The sequence below is a fragment of the Vallitalea maricola genome (assembly GCF_036985595.1).
Lineage (GTDB): Bacteria > Bacillota > Clostridia > Lachnospirales > Vallitaleaceae > Vallitalea > Vallitalea maricola.
This window is the reverse complement of the sequence record NZ_BTPU01000317.1, coordinates 1-213: the sequence shown is the minus strand read 5'-3', so window position 1 is coordinate 213 and position 213 is coordinate 1. Positions and strand designations below refer to the sequence as shown.

The 213-nt window shown below is 44.6% G+C and carries 1 protein-coding gene; it reads right to left on the bottom strand.

The annotated features are described in order from the left end of the window. Nucleotides 1-32 precede the first annotated feature (32 nt). A partial coding sequence (locus AACQ14_RS24220; RefSeq protein ID WP_339366094.1) for an EamA family transporter occupies nt 33-213 on the bottom strand: 181 nt, incomplete at its 5' end.

The following is a 213-nucleotide window of genomic DNA, read 5'->3' as shown; positions in this document are numbered from 1 at the left end:
CCATGAGTTTTTCGGTGGATGCTGAATTTTAGCTAGGTAACCGCTGGTGTAACTGGCACCGCTGGTTTACGTGCCATTTGAATCAATAAACACAGTATTATTAAAGTAATGCCAATCCAGCCAATAGCTGTGAACTTTTCTCCTACAATCACCACTGCTAATACAGTTGCGAGTGCGGGCTCTAACATGGTTAACAAAGTGGCCTGGCTTGCC